The organism is Flavobacterium sp. 22659, assembly GCF_052044235.1.
Taxonomy (GTDB): domain Bacteria; phylum Bacteroidota; class Bacteroidia; order Flavobacteriales; family Flavobacteriaceae; genus Flavobacterium; species Flavobacterium johnsoniae.
In genome coordinates this window covers 21855-43854 of the sequence record NZ_JBQEMU010000010.1, presented here as the reverse complement: position 1 = coordinate 43854, position 22000 = coordinate 21855, and the positions used below count along the sequence as shown (strand labels likewise).

General features: G+C 33.8%; 19 protein-coding genes. 4 read left to right on the top strand and 15 right to left on the bottom strand.

Annotated elements, in window-relative coordinates:
* The first annotated feature begins 102 nt into the window (after window positions 1-102).
* Window positions 103-2874, top strand: a complete 2772-nt coding sequence (locus tag ACTJIW_RS11890; RefSeq protein WP_440714338.1) for a bifunctional aconitate hydratase 2/2-methylisocitrate dehydratase — start codon at window positions 103-105, stop codon at window positions 2872-2874.
* 117 nt (window positions 2875-2991) lie between these two features.
* Window positions 2992-5256 carry an aconitate hydratase gene (locus tag ACTJIW_RS11885; RefSeq protein WP_149208311.1) on the top strand — a complete coding sequence of 755 codons (2265 nt, stop codon included), beginning with the start codon at window positions 2992-2994 and terminating at the stop codon, window positions 5254-5256.
* Window positions 5257-5318: 62 nt separating this feature from the next.
* Here ACTJIW_RS11885 and ACTJIW_RS11880 read toward each other — a convergent pair whose 3' ends face one another.
* Entirely contained in the window at window positions 5319-6695 is a 1377-nt protein-coding gene (locus ACTJIW_RS11880; RefSeq protein ID WP_440714337.1) for a Kelch repeat-containing protein, read from the bottom strand.
* Window positions 6696-6936: 241 nt separating this feature from the next.
* Here ACTJIW_RS11880 and ACTJIW_RS11875 point away from each other — a divergent pair, with 241 nt between their 5' ends.
* A complete protein-coding gene (locus ACTJIW_RS11875; protein WP_440714336.1) occupies window positions 6937-8091 on the top strand; it encodes a C40 family peptidase in 1155 nt (384 codons plus the stop codon).
* Here the strand turns inward: ACTJIW_RS11875 and ACTJIW_RS11870 are convergent.
* The 8 genes from ACTJIW_RS11870 to ACTJIW_RS11835 all read right to left on the bottom strand — a co-directional run bounded on the left by ACTJIW_RS11870 (window position 8083) and on the right by ACTJIW_RS11835 (window position 14755).
* The gene (locus ACTJIW_RS11870; RefSeq protein ID WP_073410839.1) at window positions 8083-8484 is read right to left on the bottom strand and encodes a response regulator; all 402 of its coding nucleotides are present in this window, start codon (window positions 8482-8484) and stop codon (window positions 8083-8085) included. The two genes, ACTJIW_RS11875 and ACTJIW_RS11870, sit on opposite strands and share 9 nt — an antisense overlap.
* Window positions 8474-8878 (bottom strand): sensor histidine kinase, encoded by a 405-nt coding sequence (locus ACTJIW_RS11865; protein WP_440714335.1) that lies wholly within the window; start codon window positions 8876-8878, stop codon window positions 8474-8476. The genes ACTJIW_RS11870 and ACTJIW_RS11865 overlap by 11 nt, the downstream gene beginning before the upstream one ends.
* A 91-nt stretch (window positions 8879-8969) precedes the next feature.
* The gene (locus ACTJIW_RS11860) at window positions 8970-9908 is read right to left on the bottom strand and encodes a histidine kinase dimerization/phospho-acceptor domain-containing protein (protein WP_440714334.1); all 939 of its coding nucleotides are present in this window, start codon (window positions 9906-9908) and stop codon (window positions 8970-8972) included.
* A gap of 404 nt (window positions 9909-10312) precedes the next feature.
* Entirely contained in the window at window positions 10313-11866 is a 1554-nt protein-coding gene (locus tag ACTJIW_RS11855; RefSeq protein ID WP_012024029.1) for an ATP-binding protein, read from the bottom strand.
* Entirely contained in the window at window positions 11867-12379 is a 513-nt protein-coding gene (locus tag ACTJIW_RS11850) for a hypothetical protein (protein WP_440714333.1), read from the bottom strand.
* Window positions 12379-12570 carry a hypothetical protein gene (locus ACTJIW_RS11845; RefSeq protein WP_121362071.1) on the bottom strand — a complete coding sequence of 64 codons (192 nt, stop codon included), beginning with the start codon at window positions 12568-12570 and terminating at the stop codon, window positions 12379-12381. The genes ACTJIW_RS11850 and ACTJIW_RS11845 overlap by 1 nt, the downstream gene beginning before the upstream one ends.
* Before the next feature lie 15 nt (window positions 12571-12585).
* Window positions 12586-14286: a hypothetical protein gene (locus ACTJIW_RS11840; protein ID WP_440714332.1), complete on the bottom strand. Its 1701-nt coding sequence runs from the start codon at window positions 14284-14286 to the stop codon at window positions 12586-12588.
* 19 nt (window positions 14287-14305) lie between these two features.
* A complete protein-coding gene (locus ACTJIW_RS11835) occupies window positions 14306-14755 on the bottom strand; it encodes a hypothetical protein (protein WP_440714331.1) in 450 nt (149 codons plus the stop codon).
* 287 nt (window positions 14756-15042) lie between these two features.
* Between ACTJIW_RS11835 and ACTJIW_RS11830 the strand changes: the two genes are divergently transcribed.
* Window positions 15043-16452 (top strand): APC family permease, encoded by a 1410-nt coding sequence (locus ACTJIW_RS11830; protein WP_274252561.1) that lies wholly within the window; start codon window positions 15043-15045, stop codon window positions 16450-16452.
* A 204-nt stretch (window positions 16453-16656) separates the two neighbouring features.
* Here ACTJIW_RS11830 and ACTJIW_RS11825 read toward each other — a convergent pair whose 3' ends face one another.
* The 6 genes from ACTJIW_RS11825 to ACTJIW_RS11800 all read right to left on the bottom strand — a co-directional run bounded on the left by ACTJIW_RS11825 (window position 16657) and on the right by ACTJIW_RS11800 (window position 21978).
* Window positions 16657-17118, bottom strand: coding sequence for a DUF1810 domain-containing protein (locus tag ACTJIW_RS11825; protein WP_440714330.1), 462 nt, complete (start codon window positions 17116-17118; stop codon window positions 16657-16659).
* Between the two features lie 157 nt (window positions 17119-17275).
* Window positions 17276-17902, bottom strand: a complete 627-nt coding sequence (locus ACTJIW_RS11820) for an alpha-ketoglutarate-dependent dioxygenase AlkB family protein (RefSeq protein WP_012024035.1) — start codon at window positions 17900-17902, stop codon at window positions 17276-17278.
* Window positions 17903-17910: 8 nt separating this feature from the next.
* Window positions 17911-18687, bottom strand: a complete 777-nt coding sequence (gene xth, locus ACTJIW_RS11815; protein ID WP_149208302.1) for an exodeoxyribonuclease III — start codon at window positions 18685-18687, stop codon at window positions 17911-17913.
* 50 nt (window positions 18688-18737) lie between these two features.
* Complete coding sequence (locus ACTJIW_RS11810) at window positions 18738-20117, bottom strand: exonuclease domain-containing protein (protein ID WP_012024037.1); 1380 nt, start codon at window positions 20115-20117, stop codon at window positions 18738-18740.
* 70 nt (window positions 20118-20187) lie between these two features.
* Window positions 20188-21447: a Y-family DNA polymerase gene (locus tag ACTJIW_RS11805; RefSeq protein WP_044048277.1), complete on the bottom strand. Its 1260-nt coding sequence runs from the start codon at window positions 21445-21447 to the stop codon at window positions 20188-20190.
* Window positions 21448-21528: 81 nt separating this feature from the next.
* Window positions 21529-21978 (bottom strand): LexA family protein, encoded by a 450-nt coding sequence (locus ACTJIW_RS11800; RefSeq protein ID WP_012024039.1) that lies wholly within the window; start codon window positions 21976-21978, stop codon window positions 21529-21531.
* Window positions 21979-22000 lie beyond the last annotated feature (22 nt).

The following is a 22000-nucleotide window of genomic DNA, read 5'->3' as shown; positions in this document are numbered from 1 at the left end:
TTTAACAATAATAATTTTTGAAAAGGCGACTTCTATTATATTTTTTTTAATTATCGGCTTTAATGCTTAAATTTGCATAAAAAAAATAAATCTGCCTTAATTATGAACATTTATAAGGATTATATCCAAGAAATTGAAGAACGTAAAAATCAGGGACTTCACCCAAAACCAATTGATAGTGCTGAATTATTAAGCGAAATTATTGCACAAATTAAAGATACAAATAACGAATACAGAGAAGATTCTCTTAAGTTTTTTATTTACAATACTTTACCAGGAACTACAAGTGCTGCTGGTGAAAAAGCTAAGTTTTTAAAAGAGATTATTCTGGGTCAGTCTGTTGTAGCAGAAATTACACCAGCATTTGCTTTTGAATTATTATCTCACATGAAAGGCGGGCCTTCTATCGAAGTGTTGCTTGATTTAGCTTTAGGTAATGATGCTGCTATAGCAAAAGAAGCAGCAAAAGTTCTTAAAACACAAGTTTTCCTTTACGAAGCAGATACAGATCGTTTAGTAGAGGCATTCAAAAATAATAATACAATTGCTAAAGAAATCCTTGAGAGTTATGCTCAAGCAGAGTTCTTTACAAAACTTCCAGAAGTAGCTGACGAAATTAAGGTAGTTACATTTATTGCTGGTGAAGGTGATATTTCAACAGATTTACTTTCTCCGGGTAACCAAGCACACTCTCGTTCAGATCGTGAGCTTCACGGACAATGTATGATTACGCCTCAGGCACAGCAGGAAATTAAAGCATTACAAGCACAGCATCCAGATAAAAGCGTAATGTTGATCGCTGAAAAAGGAACAATGGGAGTTGGTTCTTCTAGAATGTCAGGTGTAAACAACGTGGCACTTTGGACAGGAAAACAAGCAAGTCCTTATATTCCATTTGTTAATATTGCTCCAATTGTTGGAGGAACAAACGGAATTTCTCCAATTTTCTTAACAACTGTAGATGTTACTGGCGGTATTGGTTTAGACCTTAAAAACTGGGTTAAAAAAGTTGATGCTGACGGAAATGTTATTCGTAACGAAAATGACGAACCAATTTTAGAGCAAACTTATTCTGTTGCTACAGGAACGGTTCTTACAATCAATATTAAAGAGAAAAAGCTTTATAACGGAGATCAGGAATTGATCGACATTTCTAAAGCATTTACTCCTCAAAAAATGGAATTTATCAAAGCAGGTGGTTCTTATGCTATCGTATTTGGTAAAAAACTTCAAACATTAGCGGCAAAAGTTTTAGATGTTGAGGCTCCTCTTGTATATGCTCCGTCAAAAGAAGTTTCTTATGAAGGACAAGGTCTTACTGCAGTAGAAAAAATCTTCAACAAAAATGCAGTTGGAATCGCTCCGGGTAAAGTATTACACGCTGGTTCTGACGTTCGTGTTGAAGTTAATATTGTAGGTTCTCAGGATACTACAGGTTTAATGACTGCTCAGGAATTAGAATCTATGGCAGCTACAGTAATTTCACCAATCGTTGATGGTGCTTACCAGTCAGGATGTCATACTGCTTCTGTTTGGGATAAAAAAGCACAGGCAAACATTCCAAAATTGATGAAATTCATGAACGATTTTGGTTTGATCACAGCTCGTGACCCAAAAGGTGTTTACCATGCAATGACAGACGTAATCCATAAAGTACTTAACGATATTACTATCGACGAGTGGGCTATCATTATTGGTGGTGACTCTCATACAAGAATGTCAAAAGGTGTTGCTTTTGGTGCTGACTCAGGAACTGTTGCTCTTGCATTGGCTACTGGTGAGGCTTCAATGCCAATTCCAGAATCTGTAAAAGTTACTTTCAAAGGAGATATGAAAGGGTATATGGACTTCCGTGATGTGGTTCATGCTACTCAAGCGCAAATGCTTCACCAATTTGGAGGAGAAAATGTATTCCAAGGAAGAATCATTGAGGTTCACATTGGAACATTAACTGCTGACCAGGCATTTACATTTACTGACTGGACTGCGGAGATGAAAGCTAAAGCTTCTATCTGTATTTCTGAAGATGATACTTTGATCGAATCATTGGAAATTGCTAAAGGCAGAATCCAAATCATGATCGACAAAGGAATGGATAACGATAAACACGTTCTTCAAGGATTGATCAACAAAGCTGATAAGAGAATTGCTGAAATTAAATCGGCAGAGAAACCAGCTTTAACTCCAGATGCAAACGCTAAATATTATGCTGAAGTTGTAGTTGATCTTGATTTGATTGCAGAGCCTATGATTGCTGATCCAGACGTAAATAATGCTGATGTTTCAAAAAGATATACGCACGATACTATTAGACCTTTATCTTTCTACGGTGGAGTGAAAAAAGTAGATCTTGGATTTATTGGATCTTGTATGGTTCATAAAGGAGATATGAAAATCCTTGCTCAAATGTTGAAAAATGTTGAAGCACAAACAGGAAAAGTGGAATTCAACGCTCCTCTTGTTGTTGCTCCTCCAACATATAACATTGTAGATGAATTGAAAGCTGAAGGTGACTGGGAAGTATTACAGAAATATTCTGGTTTTGAATTCGATGATAATGCTCCAAAAGGTGCGGCACGTACAGAATACGAAAACATGTTGTATTTAGAGCGTCCAGGCTGTAACCTTTGTATGGGTAACCAGGAAAAAGCTGCAAAAGGAGATACGGTAATGGCAACTTCTACGCGTCTTTTCCAAGGAAGAGTTGTAGAAGATAAAGAGGGTAAAAAAGGAGAATCATTACTTTCTTCTACCCCGGTTGTAGTATTGTCTACAATTTTAGGAAGAACTCCTACGATTGAAGAATATACAGCAGCTGTAGACGGTATCAACTTAACTAAGTTTGCGCCTTCAAACAAATCGTTAGTAATGTAATCTTACGATTATTAATATTATAAAGCCCGAGTGATAAACTCGGGCTTTTTCTTTTATAGCTCTTCTATTTTTTGTAACTTGTCATGTTCAAAATAAAAAAAACAAAACAATAAACTTATGGCTTTTGATATTGAAATGATAAAAAAAGTGTATGAGAACATGCCGGAACGTGTTGATAAGGCACGCGAGCTAGTTGGTCGTCCACTTACTTTGACAGAGAAAATTTTATATAATCACCTTTGGGATGGAGCACCATCTCAAGTTTTTAAAAGAGGTGTAGATTATGTTGATTTTGCACCAGACCGTGTAGCGTGTCAGGATGCTACAGCACAAATGGCATTATTGCAGTTTATGCATGCCGGAAAATCTAAAGTAGCAGTTCCAACAACGGTGCACTGCGATCACCTGATTCAGGCAAAAGTAGATGCCGCAACTGATTTGGCGAGAGCTAAAACGCAGAGTAATGAAGTTTTCGACTTCCTATCATCTGTTTCTAATAAATATGGAATTGGTTTCTGGAAACCAGGGGCGGGAATTATTCACCAAGTAGTACTTGAAAACTATGCTTTCCCTGGCGGAATGATGATTGGTACCGATTCTCACACAGTAAATGCCGGAGGTTTAGGAATGGTAGCAATTGGAGTTGGTGGAGCAGATGCTGTTGATGTTATGTCTGGTATGGCTTGGGAACTTAAATTTCCTAAACTTATTGGAGTGAAATTAACTGGTAAATTATCAGGCTGGACAGCTCCAAAAGATGTAATTTTGAAAGTAGCAGGTATTTTAACTGTAAAAGGTGGTACTGGAGCTATTGTAGAATATTTTGGTGAAGGTGCGACGGCTATGTCTTGTACTGGTAAAGGGACTATTTGCAATATGGGTGCTGAGATTGGAGCTACAACTTCTACTTTTGGTTATGATGCTTCAATGGGGCGTTATCTTCGTTCTACAAACCGTGCCGATGTTGCTGATGCTGCAGATAAAATTGCGCCATACCTAACAGGAGATCCCGAAGTCTATGCTAATCCTGAAGAATATTTCGATCAGGTTATCGAAATTAATTTATCTCAATTAGAGCCACACTTAAACGGACCATTTACTCCAGATTTAGCTACGCCGATTTCTAAAATGAAAGAAGAAGCAATCAAAAATAACTGGCCGCTGCAAATTCAGGTAGGATTAATTGGTTCTTGTACAAACTCTTCTTACGAAGATATTTCTCGTGCAGCTTCTTTAGCAAGACAAGTTGCTGCGAAAAACTTAAAAACAAAAGCCGAGTTTACCATTACTCCGGGTTCTGAAGTAGTACGTTCTACTATAGAAAGAGACGGATTTATAGATACGTTCCATAAAATTGGAGCAACTGTTTTTGCTAACGCCTGCGGACCATGTATTGGTATGTGGGATAGAGATGGAGCAGAGAAAGAGGAAAGAAATACAATTGTTCACTCTTTCAATCGTAATTTCTCAAAACGTGCAGATGGTAATCCTAATACACTTGCTTTTGTTGGTTCTCCAGAATTGGTAACTGCAATGGCAATTGCGGGTGATTTAGGTTTTAATCCATTAACAGATAAGCTGATTAATGAAGATGGAGAAGAAGTAATGCTGGATGCTCCAACAGGAGATGAGCTTCCTGCTAAAGGCTTCTATGCTGAAGATCCAGGATTTCAGGCTCCGGCAGCGGATGGTTCAGGTGTTCAGGTTGTGGTAAATCCAACATCAGAGCGTTTGCAGCTATTAGCTCCTTTTGACGCTTGGGATGGAAAAAATATTACTGGTGCTAAATTGTTGATCAAAGCATTCGGAAAGTGTACAACTGACCATATTTCTATGGCTGGACCATGGTTACGTTTCCGAGGACATTTGGACAATATTTCTAATAATATGCTTATTGGAGCTGTAAATGCTTATAACCAAAAAACAAACTCTGTTAAAAATCAATTGACAGGTCAATACGATGCTGTTCCTGCGGTTGCTCGTGCATACAAAGCAGCTGGGGTTCCTTCTATTGTGGTTGGGGATCATAACTACGGAGAAGGTTCTTCTCGTGAGCACGCGGCGATGGAGCCTCGTTTCTTAGGTGTTAAAGCGGTATTAGTGAAATCTTTCGCTCGTATCCATGAAACTAACCTTAAAAAACAAGGTCTTTTAGGATTGACTTTTGCAAACGAAGCAGATTACGATAAAATTCAGGAAGATGATACAATTAACTTCTTAGATTTAACTGAATTTGCTCCTGGTAAGCCATTAACATTAGAGTTTGTGCATGCAAATGGCACAAAAGATATCATTTTGGCAAACCATACTTATAACGCTGGGCAAATCGGATGGTTTGTTGCAGGTTCTGCATTAAATTTAATTGCAGCAGGAAAAGCTTAATTTTTTAAGATTCGATTATACTTAAAAGGCGCTCTGTATATACAGAGCGCTTTTTTATTTTATTAATTAATTTTGTCTGATTTGATTTCTAATGTTTTAATTCTATTTGGTTTTGTTGTTTGAAATTCATCAATTGAGATACTGTATGTATTTGAAGAAGGAGTTTTAGAATAATCATTATGTGTATAGCCGCCAATTATATAAAGTTTGTCATTGTAAAAATGCATAGAACAAGATTTTAAACCCAGATCAATTTTATATTCTTTAAGCTGTTTTGTTTTTAAGTGATAGGTGTATATTACTGTGTCTTCAAAAAAATAAATGATATTGTCATGATAAGTTATTGCTGGTCTTTCTAATCCCGAAAATAATTCACCTTCAATCTGCCATTTTTGTGTAATCAAATCAAAAGTTTCAATTTCAGGCAGAGACGGGCTGTTATTTCCTCCAATAAGATATATTTTATCATTAAGCAGAATTCCTGTCGTTTCTTTTGCAGTTGGCATGTTGTCTAGTTCATACCAATAGCCGGAAGTAATGTTGTACATATGTACTTTATTAGTAAAAGTTTTTTTACCGCTTTCGGTCATTTTTACAGAACCGCCCATTATAATAATATTGTCTTTGTAAGTAAACGAAGCAAAATCTGCAGCTTGATGCGGATTTGTATTGTCGACTTTTGTAGTTTGATTACTAAGGTTTAAAACTTCAATCTGATCTTGTAAATATTCAAATTTTCCATTTACAGAAATCCTTTTTCCGCCTAATACATACACTGAGTTATCATATAAATGTGTGTTGTGATATGCTCTTTTTATGAATTTTATGGGAGAATCTTCCCAAGTATCAGTTTTAATATTGTATGTAGAAAAATCTCCTTTGTAAAACAAAAAAGTTGAATTTCGACTTAACTCATCCTGAAGATCTTTTAAAGTGGGTGCGGCTTTTTCTGCAGTAACTTTTTTCCATGAATCAGCTTCACGTGATCCATTCCCGCCTATAACATAAATTTTATCGTCCTTTAAAAACGATCCAAAAGAGAAGATAGGGAATTTTAAAGGAGCCAGTTTATTAAAGTTCAGCTTTGATTTTAATTTTAACTGATGATTGGCTGTAATTGTCAATTCAGATAAATTCTCGACTTCATTAACTAGAAAGATAGTGAAATTTGCTTTCTTAAGGTCTTCTAGGTGTACTTTTAGGCTGGTAAAACCAATATGAGAGAATTCTAAAATTTCATCATTTTTAAATTGCGGCAGCAGCTTTAAATAGAATTTTCCATTCAGATCAGTTATTGTTCCTACTTTACTTGACAAGGCAAATACATTGGTGTTTTCAATAGGAAGATTTTCTTTTTGAGAAAATACTTCGCCATTTATGTTTTGCGAGAGAGAAAAGAAAGGAATGAAAATAAAAATCAAGAGTAATTTTTTCGCCATTTTTAGGTTTCAAATTTTGGATTTTTTGAAAAAAAGAATGCTAAATGTAAAAAACTGCATTTCAAAAAGTTGGCTCAATTTTTATGCCGAGGTTGTTAATTTGAAGTAAATTAGTTGTTAAAAAACGTGGAAATTTTACTTTAAAAAGTTAAATTCGCCTTTTAGGCAATATATTTGTGCTTTTTGAGTTTCAAAATAGTGTCTAAACTTAAAAAAGGAGTAATAACTTTAATAGGTGAGTATGGTTTTTAGATTAATTATAGTATTGTTTTTTTTTAGTGTTGGTGTTTTTTCTCAGGAAAAATTTACCAAACATAAAATTTCAAAAGGAGAAAACCTTACTGTAATTGCTAAAAAATATGGAGTAAAGGCAAAAGACATTCAAGAAGCGAATCCAAATGCTCCTAAAATTTTAAAACTAAATTCGGTTTTATTGATCCCGAATAAAAATGCAAAGTCTGCTCAAAAATCTACACCATCAATAGCCAACAATACTTCTGTAAATACTACTCCTGGTTCGCACGAAGTTTTACAAAAAGAAACACTTTGGGGAATCTCTAAAAAATACAATGTTAGTGTTGATGATTTGAAAAAAGCAAATCCTGCGCTGGAAACAGAGGGACTGAAAATTGGACAGCAAATCGTTATTCCTGTAAATACAGCAGCAATTGCTGAAAATACAGCTCAGGAAACAGAAAAACCTGAAATCATCTCTTCTACAGATGTTGACCTTGAGGTTAAAGTACAGCCAAAAGAAACAAAATACGCAATCGCAAAAAAATACGGAATAACGGTAAAAGAACTGGAACGCCAAAATCCTTCTATAAAAGCTAAACTTCCCGTTGGATATGTTTTGAAAATCAAAACAACAAAAGAGAAAGCAGATGCTGTAAATGCTTTAAATGAACCTAAGACTTTATTAGACGAAAGTTTTGGTTCTGAGCCTCAAATTGCAGATAATAATACAACAGTTAAAAAAGATTCTACATTTGTTTATAATGGAAATCATTCTGATTTAATCGACCAGATTATTGTAAGTGCGACTGAAAATATTGGAACCCGTTATCGTTCAGGTGGTACTACAAAAGCAGGTTTTGACTGCTCAGGTTTAATGTTCTGCACCTTTGGAAATTTTGATATAAAACTGCCAAGAAGTTCAATCGAACAATCTCGTATGGGAACTAAAGTAGCTTCTGCAGAAGCGCAAAAAGGAGATTTGATTTTCTTTAAAACTAATGGTAGACGTCATATTAATCATGTAGGAATGGTAGTTGAAGCAGCTGACGGAGAAATTAAGTTTGTTCACTCATCAACACATGGCGGAGTTATGATTTCTTCTACAAAAGAACCTTATTATCAAAGAACTTTTTCTCAGGTAAACCGTATTTTAGAATAAGAAACTATTTAAAAATTGCTTTTTTAATTCTTCAACCGGAATAGGTTTGTTTAAAAAATCACAAACATATTCGTTTTTTCTAATTTGTTCTATTTCGTCAGAATCTAAAGTTGAAGAAACCACATAAATCTGAGTTTCCTTTTGAATTTCTGTATTAAGCGTTTGAAATATATCTAAAAATTCAAAACCATTCATTATAGGCATTTGTATGTCTAGTAGAATGACTAATTTCTGCTTTGCCTTTTTATTCTTTATAATCCATTGCAGGCCTTCTAATCCATTATTCGCAATAGCAACTTGGTTTATATCAAGAATTTTTTTCAGTAATTGTTTTGTAACAAGCTGATCAATTAAGTTGTCTTCAATTAATAATATAGTTGAGTTAAATTCCATAAGAAGTTGGGATAGCTACAATAAATTTACTTCCAATGTTGTTTTCAGAAACAACTGAAATATTTCCTTTAATATTTTCGACAGCTTCTTTTACAATATAAAGACCTAATCCAGATCCTTTATTTTTGTTTGTTCCAAAGTACATTTCAAAAATATAATCTTTACAATCTTCTTTAATACCTATTCCGTTGTCAGAAACCTCAATTCTGTTAAAGCCGTCAGAAAGATAAGTCTTAATTGAAATAAACATTTCTTGTTTGCTGTTGTCGGCATATTTAATTGCATTAGAAAGTAAGTTGCTGATAATGATTTTTAAACGCAGACCATCGCTCTGAATTTGATCTATCTCTAATTCTTGTTTAAAAGTAATTTTGCTTGCATTTTCAATGTGCATTAATTGAGAAATAGCTTCGTTGAAAATCTCCTTAAGGCTTACAGGTTCAATAACAATTTGTTTTCTTTTGTTTTTAGAATAATCAATAATATCACTTATGAATTTGATCCTGCTTCGTTAAACTTTGATGCATTAATTTTAAATAGTCTTTTATTTGATCGATGTCATCCTCTAATTGTGTAATCTCAATCAGCCCTTTTAAAGATGTAATAGGAGATCTTAAGTCGTGAGAGGCGCTGTAAACAAAGCGGTCTAATTCATGATTAACTAAAGTTAGATTCTCATTTTTAACTTCAATTTCCTTTTTAGAAATAGTCAGACGTTTTACCATTATTGAATAATAAGAGCAAACACTTAAAACGATTATTAAAATAAAAACGATGTTGGTAATTGTTAAAAGTGTTTTTATTTTTCGGGTTCCTTCTCCCAGAGTATTCGAGAAATTACGCTGATTAATAGTAAGCTTATCGCTGATACGGCTGATTTTAAGAATGAATTTCTTTTGATCAGCTTCAGTCAATGAATTGTGTTCGATTTTTGCATTAATTTGAGTTCCAATTATAAAAAGTTCATCAATTAAATTATCTCCCTGTTCCCATTCGTGAATTGCTTTTGCCAGAAATGAAACTTTTTTAAAATTTACAAACAGCCAGACAATATCATCTAAATCATCTTTATGATTACGACCGGCTAAAAAACCTTTTCTCGCTACCTCATTATCATCTGCCTTTAAAAGAGTTTTTCGGGCAATTCCATCGCCTTGAGGGACTTTTAATTCTTCTTTGTATAGTTTCCATTGATTTGGGTCTTTGTTGTAGAGATAAGTGATAAGATGGCGTGAAGCATCTTTTTGTCCCTTAGAATAATGTGATTCTCCATTAACATAAGCCCTGTTGGCAGATAAAATTTTAATCGTGAAAAAATTAATGCAGATCAATAGTGCACATGAAATGAATACAATTAATATTAGAATAAAAACATTTGGCAAACGGAGGTTTCGTAAAGAGCGAACCTTATGCATGATTTTCATATTAGTAGGTTTAATATTAATGTTCTGCCTTATGTTTTGATTGTTTAGTTTATTCTTAAAATAATCTTGAGGCTGATTATTTATAAGAAATTAAAATAAACAATTGTTAATAAAAATATCTAAATTTTAAGACTAATGAAGTCTTTTATCAAATTTAGTAAAAAATACGAATCTTTTTACAAGACTAGTTATTTTTTGTTTCTTATTTTTGTTTTAAATATAATTAATTGATTTTTAATATTTTAGTATTGTATTTTTCTGTATGAATTAAAACGTGTAATTTTATTTCTGCTGTTTTTAAATGAAAACACAGAAATTAATATTGGATTTTTGTTTAATTATATTCAATAAAAAAACTGCAAAAATATTTGCAGTTTTGATGTAATTATAGATTCAGTTTATTATTAAATTATAATTGATCGCTTTCCTTTTATATTATCATTAGATACAGTATCCCAAGAAACTCCAGATGCAGGTACAGCTCTCTCGCGTCCCCAAACTCTAATAGCTTCGATTTTTTCTGGAGCAGTTTTACTTAATGGTACAATGTTTTTAAAACATTTTTCAAAAAGATTATCATCTACAAGATCATCTCCATGAATTACAGCCTGAATAGCAACATCTCTTACTGCACCTTCAATATCTGATCCGGCAAATCCATCCGAAATTTCTACAAGATGATTTAATGTAGGCGGGGATGGTTGAGGTAACAAATTGCGATTTATATAGAGATTAATAATATCTTTTCTTTCTGCTTCTCCGGGCAGATCAACAAAAAACAATTCATCAAAACGCCCTCTTCGTAACAATTCTGGAGGTAATTTACTAACGTCATTTGCTGTAGATACAACAAAAACTTTTGCCATACTTTCCTGTAACCAAAACAAAAACTGTCCAACCATTCTTGTTGATGTTCCCCCATCATTTGAGCCAGCTGCGCCAGAAAGGCCTTTTTCTATTTCATCAATCCACAATACGCAGGGAGCAGCATTATCTGCAGATGCTAATGCTTCTTTTAATCGATTTTCAGATTGTCCAAGATATTGCCCTTGAATAGCAGCAAGATCGAGACGATACAAAGGAAGATTCCAATTAGCAGCAATAAATTTAGCAGATAGAGATTTACCGCATCCAGGAACCCCTACAAGTAAAACTCCTCTTGGAGGACGCATTTTTCTTGCTTTTAAATCTGCTGTTAAAAGTTGCTTTTGATTATCCAGCCAATGCTGTAAACCTGTCAAACCTGCAACCGAGAGAGTAGATGAGTCAATTTTTACTTTCTCTAAACCAGATATATTACTAAACAACTTGTCTTTGGCATTGCTTAATTCTCTAATGTCTTCTTTAGTTAAAGAACCTTTTGCCATTTGGGTTGCTAAAACATTTTCGGCTTCAATTTTAGTCATATTTGCTAAAATAGTTGCGGCCATTTTAAAATCTGTTTCGTCCCACTCGAGCGGAATAGAACCTTTATATGGAGTAACACATTCTTTAACAACTTCTAACATTTCATCTTCATTAGGAGCGTCTAATGTAATTGTCATTCCTAATCGCTGTAATTGGGGCCATATTGATTTAGTTGTAATTAAGCAAATGCTTCCGCCTCTTTCAATGGCTTGAATTACACAATCATAGAGATGTCTGGATACTAAATTATCATCTTCAATATCACTTACTTCAGTAAAAACAAAGGTCAAATTTTGTCTTTGAGAAATGTTTTGAACGGCATAGTCCAGACCGCCGGCGACAGAACGATCATCGTTGACACTTTTCTTTGTTTTTATATCAATTGTTCCATGAGATAAATTATGAAAATAAATAGGAATATTGATTTCTTCAGCTAATTGTTGAATAACCTCAAGTACTCTTGCCCGCTCAATACTTTTAATCGATATAAAAGGTATTCTTGCTCTAAACATTCGCAAAAGCGAAGTTTTGAATTCTGATTTATTTGCCATTTAGAATAGTATTTTTCTGCCCGTTGGAGCAATTATTTCATTAAAGCTTTCTTTTTTAATTTCTGTAGAAGTTGTATTAAGTTGAAAAGAATTTAATAATACTTGTATTTTTTCACTTCCTGAAGTTTTAGAATTGTTCTTTTTTAGAGATGTTCTTATTTCAGTAATAAAATCTTCCAGATCTTTTTGAAGCATTTTTTTTAAATCTTCTGGTAATCCCTTTACATTAATAAAATGGTTCAAGACAATAAGGTTTTGTTTTCCATTTCTTAAGGCAATTTCAAAATCATCTTCAGTTTTAAGACTCTGTAACTGAAAAGATTTTTGAAATTTATCCAGCCAATTTTGTTTTCGTTTTTTATATACTTCTTCTACTTTATGATAGAAACGATTTGCAGTGCCGGCATCAATTAAAAAGCTTCCTGAATTTAATTGATCTAAAACTGAATCATTTCCATCCCCAAATTGATTAAGTAAATTTACCCATTCAGAATATGTTGTTGGAGCTTTCATTATTGTGCTTTAATTCTGGGATTAATGAATTGATTTGGAGGCACAATATCCCATTCTGGAAATTTAGCGTTCTCTAAATCAGCTTCTGTTCGACCTTGAAAAAGATTTGGTTTAATACTAATTTCTTTTTTTAATTCTTGCGGGTTATCTTCAGTTTTTTCTGAATGATTATCTAAAATTATTTTTGTCATAATTGATTTTTTAGGTTAAATAATACTTCTGGCTGTTTCGTGTGATACACTTGAAAAATCTTCTGGGGTAATTGATGAAATAAGATTTCTTAGTTCTTCTGCATTATTGTCTTCTGTAGAGTGTTCTATTCTATAATCTACTGTTTCGGCAATACATCCTCTTAGTACTTCTTTTGCTTTTCGTTTTCTTTCTTCTACAGTTTCAAGAATTTTATCTTTAGATTTCTTGTATCCAGATATAGAGTTCCAAATTATAACTGCCCCAATTCCGCTGCCAATAATGCCAAGTATTGCATGAACGCTGAAAGCCCAAAAACCTAAAAAACAGATCAGGATTCCAATAATAATTGTGGCGTAAGGAAAAGAAATTTTACTTAATTCTGTTTCTAACACTTTATCATAGTAAGTTTCTTGTTCTTTTAAAAGTTCATTTTCTTCACTTCCATCTTTTGTAGAAGTTTTAAAATCATCGATTGAAAGTTCAATGCATTGTGGAATTCTATTTCTGCATTGTGCCGTAAAAGTGTCATAAGCTTCTAATATCCAAGGCTGACTTATAGAAACTGCAAGGGCTTGAGTTACTTTAGTTGCTCCAGATAATTCAGGATTAAATGATGCATTTGTTAAAAGTTGTAAAAAGTCTACTTTTTCATCAAAAATATGTTTTTCTGCATCCATTATGGCCTGAGCCGCAGCTTTGTCTCCATCCATTTGTATGATAAGCTGATTGAGTCTGACTTGTTCTTGCAGCGGAAGTTCTTCATCATCAAAATTTGTAACAAGAAGAGATAATATTTCATCTAATTGAACTTTAATTCCTTTTGAAAAATCAGATGAAGAAGAAATTATATTTTTAAAATGTGTATTTAAGATATCATGTGTTCTGGCTTCTTTTAAAGAATTTTCCAGTGAGTTCCAGTTAGTGGAAAACTTTTCTAATAAAGGATATTTGCCTTCTGGTAAAGGTCCTAATGCTTCGAAAAACTTAATCCATTGGGATTTTTGTTTATCTATAAAATTATCACCTTGTGTAAGTTGATCAATCCAGTTTTTAACATTTATCATCATTAATTGTTTCGAAGCTGGTGGAAATACTCCTGTAGAAACAGCTTCGAGTATTATGATAAATTCCCTATCAAGATTATGCGGATTTTGATGCATAAAATAACGCTCCAGCCATTTTAGACTTGCATCATTTCTGGTTAATCTCCGCATAACCATCATAAAGAATAAAGTAGTTTTGTAATCATCTCTTTTTAAAGCTTCTTTTAAAGCTTTTTCGGTTGTGATCTTGTCGTTTCTTATCCAGGCACTCAAAGAAACTAATGCTGGCGCGAGCCAATATCCTGGTGCTTTTATCATTACTTCTTCAGTTGTAAATCGTAAAGTATCTTCACTTATTACGCCTGTATCAACTCCTTGCAAAATACCTGTTGCCATTCTTCTAACTTCGGCGTAATAACCAAACTTGATTTGCAGGTCTTGTTTTAAATTTCCTTGACGGGTTTCTGCCAGCTGCAACGATTTATGTTTTAAATCAGCTTCTACAAAATCAGCAAAAGAATCAGCTAGTTTTACCAGCTCACTTTCTAATTGATCTTGTTTGAAATTTAATGTTCCTAATTCAGAATGAACTCCTTTCATATCTGAACTAATTGACCTTAGCGCACTATTTATGATCGAAAGGTCTGCGTATGAGATTACTTGTTGAGACATAATTATTTGTTTGTTGATGTTATAGTTTTGTTGCTGTTCCGTCTTCTCGAATTAAAATGATTTTGTCTTTGTAGATTTCAACCAAAGCGTATGCATTATGTATGGCGGCAGATCGCGCTTTTTCAAAATCAGCTTCCATTGTTTCTGTATTTTTATAATGTTTGATAATTTGACTTCCGCTTAAATCTAAAGTATGTACCTCGTATGGATGTCCTAGAAAACATTTTGAAAGAATTCCTAATGGTAAATTAGAAAGCTCAGCTGTGCCGAATTCCTCTTGGATTGATTTCATGAGTTCATCCATTCCTTTCGTATCGGTTAATGTTTTTGTATCGAGTCCGCTAATAAGATCAAGATATTTTTTTGAACGTTTTTTTAAGAGGTCTCTGTCGCTAATAAAACCACTAGTTAGTTTAGGGTTATCTGTGCCAAAACTTATATTCTCGTTTTGTAAAATGATTCTTGCCATATTTATTGATTCTTTTATGTTTTCTATTCTCAAAAGTAACTACCACAATAAGTTATATTTTATGGAAAACCGTAATGCTGTTTTTTATTCTAAAAACGGTTATGGAAAAGTCTGCGTAAGGGATAGAAGCGGCAACCTTTTATGGTGGGGTTCACCATAAAAGATAGAGTGGATAGCACGGCCCGAAGGGATACGCCCAGAATATTTTTCGATAATCTAAAAACTATGATCTAAAATCTAAATTTTCTAAAAAAAGTATATCTTTAACCAACCTAAAACCAAAAACAATGCAAGAAGAGAACCAAGAACATTTTAAAAGAGAACTCGGATTATTAGACGGAACCATGCTTGTGGTTGGTTCAATGATTGGGTCTGGAATATTTATTGTAAGTGCCGATATTGCCAGGCAGGTAGGATCTGCAGGATGGCTTACTTTAATTTGGCTGATATCAGGATTAATTACCATTATTGCTGCTGTAAGCTATGGAGAATTGAGTGCCATGTTTCCAAAAGCCGGAGGACAATATGTCTACTTAAAAGAAGCGTATAACAAATTAATAGCTTTTTTGTATGGCTGGAGCTTTTTTGCAGTAATTCAAACCGGAACTATTGCAGCGGTTGGAGTAGCTTTCTCAAAATTTGCTGCTTATTTATACGAACCATTGAGTGATGAAAATATACTTTATGAAATAGGTTCATTTAAACTAAATGCTGCACAGTTAGTATCGATATTCACTATTATTTTATTGACTTATATTAATAGCCGTGGTGTTAAAAACGGTAAAATTCTTCAAACTGTTCTTACGATTATCAAAATTTTATCATTACTGGGGTTAATTGTTTTCGGGCTAACATTGGCAGCAAAAGCTTCGGTTTGGGATGCGAACTGGGCCGATGCATGGAATACTCGTGCATTTGATAAAGAAAGCGGCTCATGGATGCCAATAGGAGGAACTGCATTAATAACCGGAATTTCAGCTGCAATGGTTGGATCTTTATTTTCGAGTGATGCCTGGAATGGTGTTACTTTTATTGCTGGAGAAATTAAAAATCCGCAGCGAAATGTTGGTTTAAGTTTGTTTCTGGGAACTTTTATTGTAACCATTATTTATGTTTTAACGAATATTATGTATTTAGCCGTAATTCCGTTAGAAGAAATTGCAACAGCAAAATCAGATCGTGTTGCCGTTGTAGCATCACAATATATTTTTGGAAATATAGGAACGCTGATTATTGCAATTATGATTATGATTTCGACTTTTGCCTGCAACAACGGATTAATTATGGCTGGAGCGAGAGTGTATTATACAATGGCAAAGGATGGTTTATTCTTTAAAAAAGCAGCTGTTTTAAATGAATCAAGTGTTCCTGCATGGGCGCTTTGGGCACAATGTTTTTGGGCTTCTGCTTTATGCCTTACAGGAAAATATGGTGATTTGTTAGACTTTGTAATTATCATTGTCTTGATTTTCTATATTTTAACGATATACGGAATCTTTATTTTGAGAAGAAAAATGCCAAATACCGAAAGACCTTATAAAGCTTTTGGATATCCGTTTTTACCAATGCTTTATATAATTACAGCTGCAGCAATATGTGTTTCGTTACTTATTACAAAATTCTCAACCTGTGGATGGGGAGTTTTAATTATGCTGACAGGAATTCCGGTTTATTATTTTACTAAACCAAAAGAGTAAACTTTTATTTGATCTGAAATTTTTAAGTTAAATTATAAAAAGCGTCTTTATATAAAGGCGCTTTTTTAGTACAAACAAATTTATAATCGAGAATAGGCGTTTTTTCGAGGTAGTCTAAAAAGCAGTAATTGTGATTTAATAGAATAAAAAAAGACACTGTGTTTTAGCAGTGTCTTTTGATATTAAATAATCTATTGAAATTTGTTATACAACAGCAGGTTCAACAGATGATTTTATAGATGAATTAATAATAGATATAGTAAGCGGATCAATTTCTCCGGAGAAAAAAGCATCCAAAACTTCCTGAAATATTGGATTTGCATTTTCTGTTAAAGAAAACAAAGTCATACAAGAACGTAATTTACGGGCATCTAAATCTCCAAAAATTCCGTCAGCAGATTTCATTTTAAAGGTTAGTAAAAGTTCTGATATTTCGATTAAATGTTTTCCTAAAATTGGATGTTCTAAATAATCAGAAGCTTCTTTTAAGTCATTAATGGCATATAGATTGGCAGTATCGCTTTTTCCCAAACCTTTTATTTGAGGAAAAATAAACCACATCCAGTGTGTTTCTTTTTTTCCTTTGCTGATTTCAGAAAGAGCAGTAAGATAAAGTTTGTTCTGCGCATCTAAGAAGCGCGCTAAATCATTGTTTGAATAAGCCATTACGGTATTATATTTTAAAAAAGGGTTGCAAAAGTAGTAAAAAAGAAAGGCTCTGCCTAATAAAACGATCATACAATCAGTATTTTAACTTTTTTCGACAGAATTTTCCTCGTCGTTGCAGCGTTAAAAAACGGCGTTGTTTTTCGTTATTAATAAATTACAGATTTCTGTGTGTTTGTCTAAAAGTTAAATTTATTCTTGGTAAAACATTTCGTGCTGTTTTGGGAACTTGATGCTGCCAAAAGCTGTTTGTAGTTCCGGCCATCAGCAAAAAAGACCCATGATGTAACGGAATTTCGATCTGCGGAATTTCTTTACTGTATTTATGACGCAGCCTGAACATTCTGGTTTCTCCAAAAGTCACCGAAGCGATAATTGGGTTTGGTCCCGTATTATGTTCTTTATCGCTGTGCCACCCTACGCCATCATTTCCATCTCTGTACAAATTAAGCAGTACAGTATTAAAATCCTGCTGTGTTTCTTTTTCTACACGTCCTCTAATAGTCAGCAATTCATAATTCCAGTCAGGACCTTTTAGATCTGCTCCCGGATTATCTTTATCTTCATACCAGGCAATCATTCTGGGAACAGTATAGGTTTTATCATAAATTTCCATTTCGTATTCTCTCCATTTCGTTTTGCGAAGCAGTCTTTCATAAAAACGATCAGATTCTTCTTTTGTGAAGAAATTATCAATTAAAATCAATTCAGAATCAGGAATGTCAAATACTTTTTTTCCTGCCAAACCTGTGGTAAATAATTCGGTGTCGTTAAATAGTGTCATTATTCCATTTATTTTTTGTCAATTTGAATCCATACAGGTGCATGATCGCTTGTTTTTTCCCAGCCTCGCACATGACGATCAACACCGCCGGAATGCAATGCCGATGCTATTTGCGGGCTTAATAAAAAATGATCGATTCTAAGACCTGCATTTCGCTGATAAGCATTTCTGAAATAATCCCAGAAAGTGTAAATTTTCTCATCAGGATACAATGTTCTAATCGCATCTGTCCATCCTTGTGAAACTATAGCTGCAAACGCTTTTCTAATTTCTGGTTTGAAAAGCGCATCATTTATCCATTTTTCAGGTTTATAAACATCCAGCTCTGCTGGCATCACATTATAATCACCAATTAATAGTACAGGAACTTTTAAGGATAATAATATTGCTGCACGCTCAGCCAGACGATCAAACCATTTCAATTTATATTCAAATTTTGGTCCCGGCACTGGATTTCCGTTTGGGAGATAAAGACACGCAATCACAATTCCATTAATTAAAGCTTCAATATAACGACTTTGAACATCTTCGTCATCACCCGGAAGTGTGCGGGTTATTTCTTCTATTTTCATATTTCGGGCAAGAATAGCAACACCGTTCCATTGTTTTTGTCCGTGCCAGACGGCATTGTAACCTGCATCATTAATAGCCTTAAGAGGAAAGTTATCCTGAGGTGCTTTTAATTCTTGTAAGCACACAATATCCGGAGCTGCTTCGTCCAGCCATCGAAGTAATACATTTAACCTTCCGTTGATTCCGTTTACGTTATAAGTCGCTATTTTCATAGTACATTTAATTTTAAAATCTATATTAAATTTACTGATTATTTATGTTCTTATTTTATAAACTGCTTGTTAAAGAATACTTTACCGGGATGTTTTTCTGCATAAGCAAAAATTAAATGTTCTATATACTGATTGCTTTTATATTGTGTTACATAACTTTTTACTTCATCATAATCGTTAATGGCGATATCTCTGGGTATGTAGCCCATTCCGTGAAAATGCCCATTTTCAACCCAGACACAGCTTCGTTCGTCAGCAGATCTTCCTTTATCGATAATCGCAAAACTAGGTCTGTTGTTCAGTAAATAATCAATTGCATTATCTACTTGCTCGTTATGAAGCAGAACATCAGGCAGACTTTTTACATCATTATTTTGAAATAATTCTCCTTCTTCTGGTCTTGTATATTTACAAAATCTATGATCAATTTCGAACTGTTCTGCCAGACTACGCAGTAAATTGATACCATCATATTGTGTATTAAATTCATGAATGCAGATTTGAAATTTACTCACTTTTCCAATAGCGAGATATTTATAACCATTTCTGGCTTCGTATTGATAAATGCCAAATTTAGCCTCAAAACGTTTTAGAGCTCTGTTGTAAGTAGGCCAGAGTTTTTTGATTTCGGTGCATTCTAAAAGAAGCGCCATTAATTCAGTTGCGCAGATCTCAAAAGAAATCCCGTAAATGTCTCTTAAAAAATGTTGTCTTTGCGGATTGATATTATTGCCTGTAAAATGCGATGTAACACGTTTTTTTAGATTAACAGCTTTTCCAACATAAATTACTTTTTTTGCCTGATTATAAAAATAATAGATTCCTGGTTTTTCGGGTAAATTATTAAAATCATCAGGCGGAAGGTTAGGAGGTAAGCGCTGATCTTGTGCCGTTTTCTTGATCATTTTTTCGATTTCTCCAGCATCATCCCATTCTAATAAAAGCGAAAATAATATGGCTGTTGCATCTGCGTCTCCTCCGGCACGGTGCCTGTTTTCTAAAGATATATTTAAAGAGTTACAAAGATTACCTAAACTGTATGAACCTAAACCCGGTTTGATTTTTCTGGCGGCACGAACTGTACAAAGTTTTTTTGCCGACCATTTGAAACCTGCCTGTTCCAGCTGATGATGAACAAATGAATAATCGAAGTTAACATTATGAGCTACAAAAATGCGGTCTGTAAGCATTTCGAGAACTTTTTCAGAAATATCATCAAAGATTGGGGCATTAGCTACCATTTCGTTATTTATACCTGTTAATCCAAAAATTGAAGGAGGTATGTCCTGTTCAGGATTTACCAGTGTTTCATAACGATCCAGCACATTTTTACCATCATGAATAATAATGGCAATTTCTGTTATACGGCTTCCACTGGCATTTCCTCCTGTGGTTTCAATATCGACTATGGCATATTCCTGATTCTTCATTTCTATATAACGTAAAATCGATTGGTTTTCTGTTGTTTATTAAAATTTTAAATCTGTAATAATTTGTTTTTTAGGCTTTAACAGTAATAACGTCTTTAAGTGAGGTAGAAAACTTAGGAGATAATCTGTTTTGTTTCATTTTCCATTGTCTTCCAAGAGACTGCACACCAAATTTAATTTTATTATTACCATAATTTTGGTTCATTTTGTCGATAACACTCATTAAAGGCTGATGCTTAGGATTTGAAGTTTCAAATAAATTAAGCTGTGTTTCGCTGTTTGGCGTTAAGCCCATTACAATTACGCCTGCTTTTTTATAGCGATAACCCTTTTTAAAAATAGCTTTAAATCCTTTTTGAGCTGCAGCATTAAGTTCTATCGTCGAATTAGTTGGGAAATCTGTTGTAATCGTAATGCTTCTCGAATAGTGTGATTCTTCATTTTTTATAAAACTCGTTTGGATAAAAACAGTCACCATATTACAATGACAATTTTGTCGTCTTAATTTCTCGGCACACGAGGCCGTAAACGTGCTGATTCGCTCTGATATTTCTTCATAAGAGGTATATCTTTTTTCGAAAGACCTTGTTGTAGCGATCATTTTACGATCTGCAGCTTCTTCTAATTCTAAAGTTGGTTTACCTTCTAATTCATGCTTTAACCTAAGCCCGACTACTGACATTTCTTTTCTCACCCAGGCATCTGGAAGCTGAGTAAATTCATAAGCGGTATTAATTTTTTTTGCTTTAAGACGTTTCGCGTGTTTTCTTCCAATTCCCCAGACATCTTCAATTTTAGACCATTTTAAGGCTTTAACTCTTTTTTCTTCAGAATCAATACAATGAACATTCTGTGTACGATCTGCAAATTTTCGGGCAATTTTATTTGCCATTTTAGCCAGAGCCTTAGTAGAAGCAAAACCTATGCTGACAGGAATGCCCGTTCCTTGTGTGACTTCTTTACGCATTTTTAAACCCAAGGTATTCATATCAAATAAATCGTAACCTGAAAATTTTAAGAAAGCTTCATCGATACTGTAGATTTCGATTTCAGGAGTATAAGTTCGAAGCAGGTTCATTACCCGATTGCTCATATCGCCATATAGAGGATAATTAGAAGAATACACAAAAATGTTCTTTTCCTTAAAAACAGATTCATATTTAAAAGCCGGAATAGCCATTGGTATGCCCAAAGCTTTAGCTTCATCAGACCGCGAAATAACACAGCCGTCATTATTAGAGAGAATAACTATAGGTTTTTCTCTTAAATGCGGTTCAAATACCCTTTGGCAGGAAGCATAAAAATTATTACAATCGACTAAAGCAAACATTTTTAATTTGTTTTCTATTTCTGTTTTGTCACCCTTAGCAAAATCGAAGGGGTCTTCAACTTCACTCAGACTAACAATAACTTAAAAAGTTTTGATACTATGAGTTACAATTCCCCAGATCACGAAATTATTTTCCGGAGTCACTTTTATTGGTTTATAATCTTCATTTTCGGCAATAAGCCAGATAATGTCTTTTTCTATTTTAATGCGTTTTACCGTAAATTCACCATCAATTTGGCAAACAGCAATTTTATTGTTTTGCGGTTCCAGACTTTTATCAATAATTAATAAATCACCATCATGAATGCCGGCATTTTTCATAGAATACCCTTTTACCCTGGCAAAATAAGTAGTGTATTTATGTTTGATGAGTTCTTTATTGAGATCGATTGATAATTCGATAAAGTCATCAGCAGGCGAAGGAAACCCCGCACTGATACCAACATCAAAAAAAGGCACTTTTACTTCCGTGCTTGTATCCGGTATATAAAATTCTATTGATTTTGTGGTATTTATATTTCTCAGATTCATAATCACTTCAGAAACTTAATTT

Coding starts and splice junctions, on each gene's coding strand:
- ACTJIW_RS11830 (WP_274252561.1), top strand. CDS start 15,043: ATGCAAGAAGAGAACCAAGAACATTTTAAAAGAGAACTCGGATTATTA.
- ACTJIW_RS11865 (WP_440714335.1), bottom strand. CDS start 8,878: ATGCACATTGAAAATGCAAGCAAAATTACTTTTAAACAAGAATTAGAG.
- ACTJIW_RS11885 (WP_149208311.1), top strand. CDS start 2,992: ATGGCTTTTGATATTGAAATGATAAAAAAAGTGTATGAGAACATGCCG.
- ACTJIW_RS11860 (WP_440714334.1), bottom strand. CDS start 9,908: ATGAAAATCATGCATAAGGTTCGCTCTTTACGAAACCTCCGTTTGCCA.
- ACTJIW_RS11820 (WP_012024035.1), bottom strand. CDS start 17,902: ATGACACTATTTAACGACACCGAATTATTTACCACAGGTTTGGCAGGA.
- ACTJIW_RS11835 (WP_440714331.1), bottom strand. CDS start 14,755: ATGGCAAGAATCATTTTACAAAACGAGAATATAAGTTTTGGCACAGAT.
- ACTJIW_RS11810 (WP_012024037.1), bottom strand. CDS start 20,117: ATGAAGAATCAGGAATATGCCATAGTCGATATTGAAACCACAGGAGGA.
- ACTJIW_RS11845 (WP_121362071.1), bottom strand. CDS start 12,570: ATGACAAAAATAATTTTAGATAATCATTCAGAAAAAACTGAAGATAAC.
- ACTJIW_RS11875 (WP_440714336.1), top strand. CDS start 6,937: ATGGTTTTTAGATTAATTATAGTATTGTTTTTTTTTAGTGTTGGTGTT.
- ACTJIW_RS11890 (WP_440714338.1), top strand. CDS start 103: ATGAACATTTATAAGGATTATATCCAAGAAATTGAAGAACGTAAAAAT.
- ACTJIW_RS11805 (WP_044048277.1), bottom strand. CDS start 21,447: ATGTTTGCTTTAGTCGATTGTAATAATTTTTATGCTTCCTGCCAAAGG.
- ACTJIW_RS11825 (WP_440714330.1), bottom strand. CDS start 17,118: ATGGCTTATTCAAACAATGATTTAGCGCGCTTCTTAGATGCGCAGAAC.
- xth (WP_149208302.1), bottom strand. CDS start 18,687: ATGAAAATAGCGACTTATAACGTAAACGGAATCAACGGAAGGTTAAAT.
- ACTJIW_RS11850 (WP_440714333.1), bottom strand. CDS start 12,379: ATGAAAGCTCCAACAACATATTCTGAATGGGTAAATTTACTTAATCAA.
- ACTJIW_RS11870 (WP_073410839.1), bottom strand. CDS start 8,484: ATGGAATTTAACTCAACTATATTATTAATTGAAGACAACTTAATTGAT.
- ACTJIW_RS11840 (WP_440714332.1), bottom strand. CDS start 14,286: ATGTCTCAACAAGTAATCTCATACGCAGACCTTTCGATCATAAATAGT.
- ACTJIW_RS11880 (WP_440714337.1), bottom strand. CDS start 6,695: ATGGCGAAAAAATTACTCTTGATTTTTATTTTCATTCCTTTCTTTTCT.
- ACTJIW_RS11855 (WP_012024029.1), bottom strand. CDS start 11,866: ATGGCAAATAAATCAGAATTCAAAACTTCGCTTTTGCGAATGTTTAGA.
- ACTJIW_RS11800 (WP_012024039.1), bottom strand. CDS start 21,978: ATGAATCTGAGAAATATAAATACCACAAAATCAATAGAATTTTATATA.